Source organism: Aliagarivorans taiwanensis DSM 22990, from assembly GCF_000429505.1.
GTDB classification, from domain to species: Bacteria; Pseudomonadota; Gammaproteobacteria; order Enterobacterales; family Celerinatantimonadaceae; genus Aliagarivorans; species Aliagarivorans taiwanensis.
Genome location: NZ_AUBZ01000065.1, coordinates 1 through 6,700, shown reverse-complemented (window position 1 = coordinate 6,700; position 6,700 = coordinate 1). Strand labels below are relative to the sequence as shown.

General features: G+C 46.8%; 16 protein-coding genes. 15 read left to right on the top strand and 1 reads right to left on the bottom strand.

The window, feature by feature from the left end; all coding sequences use genetic code 11:
- Positions 1-336: 336 nt before the first annotated feature.
- From G462_RS0119815 to G462_RS0119745, 15 genes are all read left to right on the top strand, one after another.
- On the top strand, positions 337-639 hold the full coding sequence (locus tag G462_RS0119815) for a hypothetical protein (RefSeq protein WP_026960527.1): 303 nt from the start codon (positions 337-339) through the stop codon (positions 637-639).
- A 12-nt stretch (positions 640-651) separates the two neighbouring features.
- A complete protein-coding gene (locus tag G462_RS0119810; RefSeq protein ID WP_026960526.1) occupies positions 652-924 on the top strand; it encodes a hypothetical protein in 273 nt (90 codons plus the stop codon).
- A 17-nt stretch (positions 925-941) separates the two neighbouring features.
- Positions 942-1,307: a hypothetical protein gene (locus G462_RS0119805; protein WP_026960525.1), complete on the top strand. Its 366-nt coding sequence runs from the start codon at positions 942-944 to the stop codon at positions 1,305-1,307.
- A 15-nt stretch (positions 1,308-1,322) separates the two neighbouring features.
- A complete protein-coding gene (locus tag G462_RS0119800) occupies positions 1,323-2,081 on the top strand; it encodes a hypothetical protein (RefSeq protein WP_026960524.1) in 759 nt (252 codons plus the stop codon).
- Positions 2,082-2,158: 77 nt separating this feature from the next.
- Positions 2,159-2,455, top strand: a complete 297-nt coding sequence (locus G462_RS0119795; RefSeq protein WP_026960523.1) for a hypothetical protein — start codon at positions 2,159-2,161, stop codon at positions 2,453-2,455.
- Positions 2,456-2,468: 13 nt separating this feature from the next.
- Positions 2,469-2,720 carry a hypothetical protein gene (locus G462_RS0119790; protein WP_026960522.1) on the top strand — a complete coding sequence of 84 codons (252 nt, stop codon included), beginning with the start codon at positions 2,469-2,471 and terminating at the stop codon, positions 2,718-2,720.
- A gap of 19 nt (positions 2,721-2,739) precedes the next feature.
- Positions 2,740-2,973 (top strand): hypothetical protein, encoded by a 234-nt coding sequence (locus G462_RS0119785; RefSeq protein WP_026960521.1) that lies wholly within the window; start codon positions 2,740-2,742, stop codon positions 2,971-2,973.
- Between the two features lie 13 nt (positions 2,974-2,986).
- Complete coding sequence (locus G462_RS0119780; RefSeq protein WP_026960520.1) at positions 2,987-3,352, top strand: hypothetical protein; 366 nt, start codon at positions 2,987-2,989, stop codon at positions 3,350-3,352.
- A 17-nt stretch (positions 3,353-3,369) separates the two neighbouring features.
- Positions 3,370-3,789, top strand: a complete 420-nt coding sequence (locus G462_RS0119775) for a hypothetical protein (protein ID WP_026960519.1) — start codon at positions 3,370-3,372, stop codon at positions 3,787-3,789.
- A 38-nt stretch (positions 3,790-3,827) separates the two neighbouring features.
- A complete protein-coding gene (locus G462_RS0119770; protein WP_026960518.1) occupies positions 3,828-4,136 on the top strand; it encodes a hypothetical protein in 309 nt (102 codons plus the stop codon).
- 17 nt (positions 4,137-4,153) lie between these two features.
- Positions 4,154-4,351 (top strand): hypothetical protein, encoded by a 198-nt coding sequence (locus tag G462_RS0119765; RefSeq protein WP_026960517.1) that lies wholly within the window; start codon positions 4,154-4,156, stop codon positions 4,349-4,351.
- A gap of 302 nt (positions 4,352-4,653) precedes the next feature.
- Positions 4,654-5,022, top strand: coding sequence for a hypothetical protein (locus tag G462_RS0119760; protein WP_026960516.1), 369 nt, complete (start codon positions 4,654-4,656; stop codon positions 5,020-5,022).
- Positions 5,023-5,040: 18 nt separating this feature from the next.
- Positions 5,041-5,517: a hypothetical protein gene (locus tag G462_RS0119755; RefSeq protein WP_026960515.1), complete on the top strand. Its 477-nt coding sequence runs from the start codon at positions 5,041-5,043 to the stop codon at positions 5,515-5,517.
- Between the two features lie 44 nt (positions 5,518-5,561).
- Positions 5,562-5,783 carry a hypothetical protein gene (locus G462_RS0119750; RefSeq protein ID WP_026960514.1) on the top strand — a complete coding sequence of 74 codons (222 nt, stop codon included), beginning with the start codon at positions 5,562-5,564 and terminating at the stop codon, positions 5,781-5,783.
- Between the two features lie 12 nt (positions 5,784-5,795).
- Positions 5,796-6,191, top strand: a complete 396-nt coding sequence (locus G462_RS0119745; RefSeq protein ID WP_026960513.1) for a DNA translocase FtsK — start codon at positions 5,796-5,798, stop codon at positions 6,189-6,191.
- Positions 6,192-6,422: 231 nt separating this feature from the next.
- Here G462_RS0119745 and G462_RS24840 read toward each other — a convergent pair.
- Positions 6,423-6,700: hypothetical protein (locus G462_RS24840; protein WP_211234248.1), on the bottom strand; the 278-nt coding region annotated here is incomplete at its 5' end.

Below are 6,700 nucleotides of genomic sequence, written 5' to 3'. Positions count from 1 at the left end.
ACGTTTGCTACAGAGGAAGAGGCTCACGCCGCTGCTGCCGAAAGCATTCTAGGTGAAGCGTTTGGGTACGAGGTATTTGAACGTGGTTGCGGTTGCTAATTTAACAGGCTCACTGGGACCATGGTTCCAGTTTTAACGGTAAGGCAAATTTTGGCATGGCAAAGCTAACGCTCAAACAGCAGATCGCACAGCTGGAACTAGAAAAACAGCTGCTAGCAACTCAAAACGCCGGGTTACGGATGATGCTTGAAGTAGTGTTAGATACAACTCCTGATCGCGCTAACTTGCATAGCGCCATCAGGAAAATGTTAAACGAAACCAAGTAAGGATATTGAGATGCAGAAACAAAGTAATGTAACTACTTTTGCGGGGGTGGCTCCTGGCACCAAAGAGGGGGATATTGACTCTCTACTTGTTCAAACCTGCATTGATTTTGTTAAAGGTGGCCCACACGGTGATCGCATAGGACAAATCAACTACGTCAGCAACGCTGCTCCACTCAAAACCTTCGCTGGTACTTTGGTTGCAGCCCCACAAGTCAATTTTAAATTTGCCAATGGAGAAGGGCGCGGCTTGATTAAGTTGCAAGCCGAGAAAAATGACGAACAGTGGTTGGTCAGAGAGCTACAAAAGGACTAAGGGAACTTCGATATGGCTGATGGAATTACAGTGGACTACCACACCTCTGACTCAAACCAGTTTTTGGTGGCCAAGGGCGACCATTCTAAACAAGCGATACTCGCGGCAGCTGTCGATCAGAATGTCATTGATAAAGATGATCTGCAGGAGTTTCAAGCAGCTGACTATTACCAGTCCAATTTCAAAGTTGTTCCAACGTCCGATGACTCTGGATACAGCTGTTGGCAACATCGCGTAGAGAAGCCATGCAGAGGCTCTTACTTTGCGTCGGTACTGTGTAAATAGAACCAAGGAATCTTCGAATGGCTGGATTTACAAAGAGCAGCAAGTACACGCTGCATGAGCAAGGCATCAAATTTGAGTGCGACACAGCCATAGAGCTTGGCCGCTTAATGGTTGAAGCTGGGGTTAAAATACAGAACCCATACGACCTATCTACTACAGATTTCGACGACTTCAATTACGGTGTAAATTTAGCCAGAAGTTCAGCTGTAGAGACAACTATCACGCATTACCCCAATCAGAGAGTGGTTTATGTGAAGCAATCAGAAGGGTTAGACGACAAGGAACTAAATCTGACAGGTAAATATGCGTTAACCGGTGCAGAGCGAGAAGGTTTTATCGAAAAACTGCGTGATCTCATTAACGAGTACCGGACTTGGGACTGAGGGAAGGAAACAAGAATGTCAGTTGATCACACTTACTACGTTGAGTTCAAAAAACCGCCAACAGAAAAGAGGCTAGGAGAACTTGCATACCACCTCATTGATGCCTTTGGCGTTAATGAATTCGCGAGCCTAGCACAAGCGGTTGATGGTTATCCCTTAGAAAAGTATGTCCTGCTCCCTGTCAGGCGAACTGATTCTCATGGAGGCGTAGAAACCCTCGACTGGGACTATGACTTCAATAACGAAATAGAAAAGGCAACCTTGTATCAGGTTTCCCCTAGAGAATCTGCGCACTTTGAGGGGTATGAGAGAGGTGATGTCTGGGTGCATCTTTTTGTAATGAAATTGTTTCTATCACAGGACGATATTATCGCTACATACAGAAGCTCTGGCGATGCTAATTTGGGCTCTCTGGTGTCTCTCGTAGATGTCGAAAACCTGTTAAATAATTTCGTTTCAAGAGGCTATTTCAGTCAAAATGATAAAGATGGTTTCCATATTCAAGCGAACCCTATTCACCCTGAATGCGTTTGTGGAAAACCTCTCAGGCACCGTTCTAGCGTTAGGGATAGTCTGAACTTCACATGTTCAGCGCAAGGTTGTACAAAGCCCCCGGTTCGAATACAAGGTGCCGCTGCTCAAGCCTTGATTCATGACGGTGTATTACCGCAGAAGTATAAAAAGGTCTGTGAAAACGGCTTCGAGGTTTGGGTTCCTGATAATGAAACCAACAACCCAATAACAAAGATTTTGTCTAAAGCAATGGGAAAATAGCAGGTGTACCTTTGCGCCTCGTTCGGCAGCATGATGCCAGATTCGAGCAAACGGATATCAAGTAAGGAATATTTGAGTTGGAAGCATTAATCTCAGATCTAAAAGAGTTGGCTCTTGAGCTAGCTGCTACCGAGAAAATAGATCAGCAGTTAAAGCAAGAAAGGCCCGATATGGGCGACTACTTTGCGGCTCGAATTGATGGTTTGGCCCACGCTAGGGTGAGCTTAGAGGAGCTTATGCAACAGCATGGGATAGAAGTCCCGAGGCCAGTCACGTTAGAAGGTCAAGCTAGCTCGCCGACAGATAAAATGATCGATCATCTAGATAAGCTGTGTGGGCCTAATGCGTACCACCGTCTCAACAACATAGAGTAAGGCAACAGAAGTTATGAATAAAGAAGTGAAGAAGAGCACGAAAGTACAGTGGTCAAAGGTTTCTAAACTAAGCGTGCTGGCCGCGCTCTCAGGTGCGGTGGCTCTGATAGTCATGATGCTAAAACAGGGTTGGGTCACTGAGCCGCATTCATGGGTGTTTGCGCTGGCAATGGTGTTTGTCTCAGCGATTGCGTGGATGGGGCTGGGGGTATCGATATTTAAGTCAACTCTGAAGTCAGATTTTGGCCAGAAAGCGTCTGAATAAACCAAGGCAAATTCAGATTATGGCGTTAGGTGATGAAAGAAGGCACTGGCGAATCGAGGCGTTAACTACAGCTGCAACGTTGATTGAGCAGCATGGTGGTACTTATGCCATGGCGGCCCTGCCAGAGTCTGACCAACAGATATTTGATGAGGAATGTAGAAAGTTAGCAGAGCGCCTGGAAAACATGGCGAAAAGCCTCGGTTGGGACGGTAAGCATAACAATGAATCCGTTCACGAACCTGACCTAATGTGACAAGGAAACTAGTGTGGAAAAACTGACTGAAAAACAGAAAGAACTGTTGCTGGCAATTTATCACGGAAGAGTTCAGAGCGGTCACTTAGACGGTGTAAGACAGATTCACGAAGGTACATACAACAGCCTGCATTCAAAGGGATTTATTCTGAGGGACTATGAACTCTCTCATGATGGTAAGAAAGCGGCAGAAGCCATTGACCCGCCGATTAGTGCAACTATCTTGAGAGGCGAGAGAGAGGCCGTTGTAGAGTTACTGGAGTTCACCAGTACTTTTACCGCTGTCAAACGCGAACAATCACGCCATGAGCTTAAAGGTTGTTTTGAAAAAATTTGGGGTGAAGCGCCTGCACAAGTGCTCTTCTCCGATGAAGTTTAGCTGTGAGGAAGCAAATAGTGAAAAAGACAATTTCAATAGCACTCGGCGCAGTACTAGGCGCTTTGTCACTCTACTCTTATCAACACCTTGCGACACAAAATGTCATCGAGCCGGTTCCTGTAGTTTTTGAGTCCATTCGGCCAAGTGAAGAGACAGCAAAGCGCGTTTGCGCAGCCTATGCAAATAACGACTATCACGAACGGGATAACACTGGAGTGATTGTTGGCCATGTACTGGAAGTAGAGGCGTTCGCTTTGGCTGCTGATGACATTTGGTGCAAGACTCTTGCGATAGTTGAGAAGCAAACAGAAACCAGTAACGTGAGCCATAACCACATCCGACACTTTCGACTGAGTTCATCTAGCCAGCTTAAGCTAACGCCAGTCACCAACGCGGACTTGTTAGAAGCGAAGAAGCAGTACGATTCAGCTCTTTGAAGAACCACTCGGATAACAAAGGAAACTAGGGGGTAGGTATGGCTCGCAGCGTCTACATCATTCATCACAAATCACAGCGCAAACTGGTTTGCGAATATGAAGGACACAACTTTAGCTTGGATCGCGATCCTAATGATGGCTATAGCTTCGGCAACTGGTACGCACGTGTGCTCGATGAAAGCGATGAAGTTGTTTTTGAAGATTGGATCGATGATAGCAGTAATGTCGGTGAATATAGCGCGATGCTACAGACTTGCGATTGTGTCGGATTAGAGCCGCCAACACACTGGCCTCCGCATCCTGCAAAGCTAGGCAGCTTTTGCCACACGAATAACCTTACGGCTTAACCAAGGAAACTATAACCATGAATTTAGAGAATGATGCGCCAACCAACTATGTCGCCGGTGCCGGTACTGCTCTTTCGTACATGGCTGAGTTAGGGACTCCAGAGAGTCAGATTGTTGAGGTGGCTAAGAAAATGGATGTTTGTTTTGAATCGATTGATGAAAGTGACAAGGAGCGTTTAATCGCTGCTTATGGGAAGTTGCCGGAGCAAGGCTAAATAATCATGCTTGGACGGACTAGCAAAGTACATGATCGTCGGCTTGATGTGCTTAAGAGCTTAAGGCCAGATAAGTTTGAACGGCCAATCGATATTGGTGGTTATGACGCATCCCACCACTCAGCTGACCTGCGCTGGCTAGCGTCAAAAGGGCTAGTCATTAAGGAGCGTACCCCTACTTGGGTTAGGCCACAGTACCACTATAAACGCTCTGAAAAAGGCACTGAATACGTGCGGAACAGCAAGAAGAACTAGGAAGGAAATTCACCGGGGCCACGGTCCCAGTTGGTAAGGAGAAAGAAATGTCTGAGAAAACGGCACTTGTGTATAGGCTTACTCACTACTACGACATTGGTGATCAGTCGAAATATTTTACTTTTGATGATGTGGAGCATGACCCTGCTGATCTAGCCGTTTATTTGCAATTCAAAGCAGAGGAAATATTTGACGATTCGATCTGCTTACCAGCTGAAGCGATATTGGGATATCTAACAACGTTCGGAGCTAAACAGCTAAAAAGTACAGATGCCAATGTTGTGATTGATATGTACGACGACAGAGAGCTACGTTGCGGTGACTGGTACTGTGATATTTATGCTGGCCTGGACAGTCAGCTTGGTGTTCAAGCAGAGTCATATCTTCGTGGTTTCGCAGCGGAAACCGTTAACTAAGAGAAAGGCATTTAGCTGATGGCATCAAAAGAGCACGACGAGATGTGCCAAAGAGCTGCGAAGTACCTGAAAAGCAACGGCTTCAGCGTATCGTTCGATGACCGTTTTCAAGCCGCTACTGGCGCGGGTGAGCTACCTGATGCTCTAGGGTTTAGAAACGGCGCTAGTTGTTTAATCGAGGTAAAAGTAACTCGCTCTGATTTTCTATCGGACAAAAACAAGCGATTTAGAAAAGAGCCTGAAATGGGAATGGGGGATTGGCGTTTCTATATGTGTCCTCCTGAAATCATCAAACCCGATGAACTGCCCAGTGGCTGGGGGTTGCTCTATTGCTACCCCAAGATGGTGAAGAAAGTGGTTGGATGGCCGCCCAATACGCAGTGGTCGAACAAGCCTTTTAAGTCAAACAAGCAGGCCGAATGTGACTATATGTACGGTGCTTTGCGTCGGATTCAAGTGCGCGGTCACTTAGATGTTGTGTACCAAAAAACTTAGACACTATTTACCAAGGAAACTTTTGAGGAAGGAGAACGATAAAGATGGCTAATTACACAAGCGGAAGGCATAAGTTTGCGCGTGGCCCAGTAACCGATGAATTGGGTAAAAAACTGGTCGCGATGATTAAAGGCAGTTCTGGCAAAGAAGAACTGCTGGCCGAAGATGTAATCGAACTGATTGCTGTGGCTCGCAATGATAATGATGGCTTCAGAGCAGCAAACAGAGCTGCAGATGAACTATCAAAAGCATACAAAGCCGAGTAAGGCAAATGCGGAATGAGTGAGCCAGTATCAAATGTAGAGGAAGGCCGCAAAGACTGCATGTATGCCGTGGCCGTCCAGTATGTCCGCCGAAGTCGCCGAGCTAGGATTTCCGGCCTCCAACGGCAGCTTCGAATAGGGTTTAACCGAGCGGCGAGGCTAATGGAGGCACTTGAGGCTGACGGGTTTGTATCTCAGCCGGATGCAGAAGGATTGAGAACAGTGATCCCCCCTGCGTCGTCTACATGGGAAGCAGTAGATCTCATTGATATTCTGAGCAAGTCGAACAGCAAGTTGGAGTTCGAGCCACCTTCGACGGGCTTCTCATTCCCCTGTTGTATTTGTAAGCACAGTGACGAGCCAAATGGCACTGAAAATGGCATTTGTAATCAGTGTGTACACGCCTACTAGAGTAAGGATATTTTTTGATATGGCAACAGAGATACAGGTATACCAGCAACTAGCCCAAGCCTATCGAAAAGACTCTGGTCGATGCGGTGGGGTTGTCTTGATCTGGGAAAATGAGGTCTACGGTTGGAGAGATGTTTTGCGAGATGCGAACACCGAACGACCGGGAGCGATAGCCGTAGATGACGACGGGCATCTGTTTGAAGCTACTGGGGGCGACGACCAAAATGGTGCTCACCATTGGGTTGTAGTGAAACAGTAATCGAACGGAATCAACCAAGGAAATTGACGATGATCGCTGCCAATTACACTCTCCATCTTTACTGCGATTGTGATGCTTGCGAAGCATATCAAGGTGAAGTCGAGCACCATCCGGGGTTCGGCGAGTATATCGGCGAAAATTGGTCTGAGGTGGCTAAGCAAGCTCGCAATGCGGGCTGGCGGATCAGCAAGGACAGGACTCGCTGTTTCGCCCCTGGGCACAAAATGAAACGAAATATTGAGTAAGGGTA

Excerpts from the sequence above, each read along its gene's own strand:
- G462_RS0119810 (WP_026960526.1), top strand. The coding sequence starts at position 652 with ATGGCTGATGGAATTACAGTGGACTACCACACCTCTGACTCAAACCAG.
- G462_RS0119750 (WP_026960514.1), top strand. The coding sequence starts at position 5,562 with ATGGCTAATTACACAAGCGGAAGGCATAAGTTTGCGCGTGGCCCAGTA.
- G462_RS0119790 (WP_026960522.1), top strand. The coding sequence starts at position 2,469 with ATGAATAAAGAAGTGAAGAAGAGCACGAAAGTACAGTGGTCAAAGGTT.
- G462_RS0119785 (WP_026960521.1), top strand. The coding sequence starts at position 2,740 with ATGGCGTTAGGTGATGAAAGAAGGCACTGGCGAATCGAGGCGTTAACT.
- G462_RS0119805 (WP_026960525.1), top strand. The coding sequence starts at position 942 with ATGGCTGGATTTACAAAGAGCAGCAAGTACACGCTGCATGAGCAAGGC.
- G462_RS0119815 (WP_026960527.1), top strand. The coding sequence starts at position 337 with ATGCAGAAACAAAGTAATGTAACTACTTTTGCGGGGGTGGCTCCTGGC.
- G462_RS0119760 (WP_026960516.1), top strand. The coding sequence starts at position 4,654 with ATGTCTGAGAAAACGGCACTTGTGTATAGGCTTACTCACTACTACGAC.
- G462_RS0119745 (WP_026960513.1), top strand. The coding sequence starts at position 5,796 with ATGAGTGAGCCAGTATCAAATGTAGAGGAAGGCCGCAAAGACTGCATG.
- G462_RS0119770 (WP_026960518.1), top strand. The coding sequence starts at position 3,828 with ATGGCTCGCAGCGTCTACATCATTCATCACAAATCACAGCGCAAACTG.
- G462_RS0119800 (WP_026960524.1), top strand. The coding sequence starts at position 1,323 with ATGTCAGTTGATCACACTTACTACGTTGAGTTCAAAAAACCGCCAACA.
- G462_RS0119755 (WP_026960515.1), top strand. The coding sequence starts at position 5,041 with ATGGCATCAAAAGAGCACGACGAGATGTGCCAAAGAGCTGCGAAGTAC.
- G462_RS0119765 (WP_026960517.1), top strand. The coding sequence starts at position 4,154 with ATGAATTTAGAGAATGATGCGCCAACCAACTATGTCGCCGGTGCCGGT.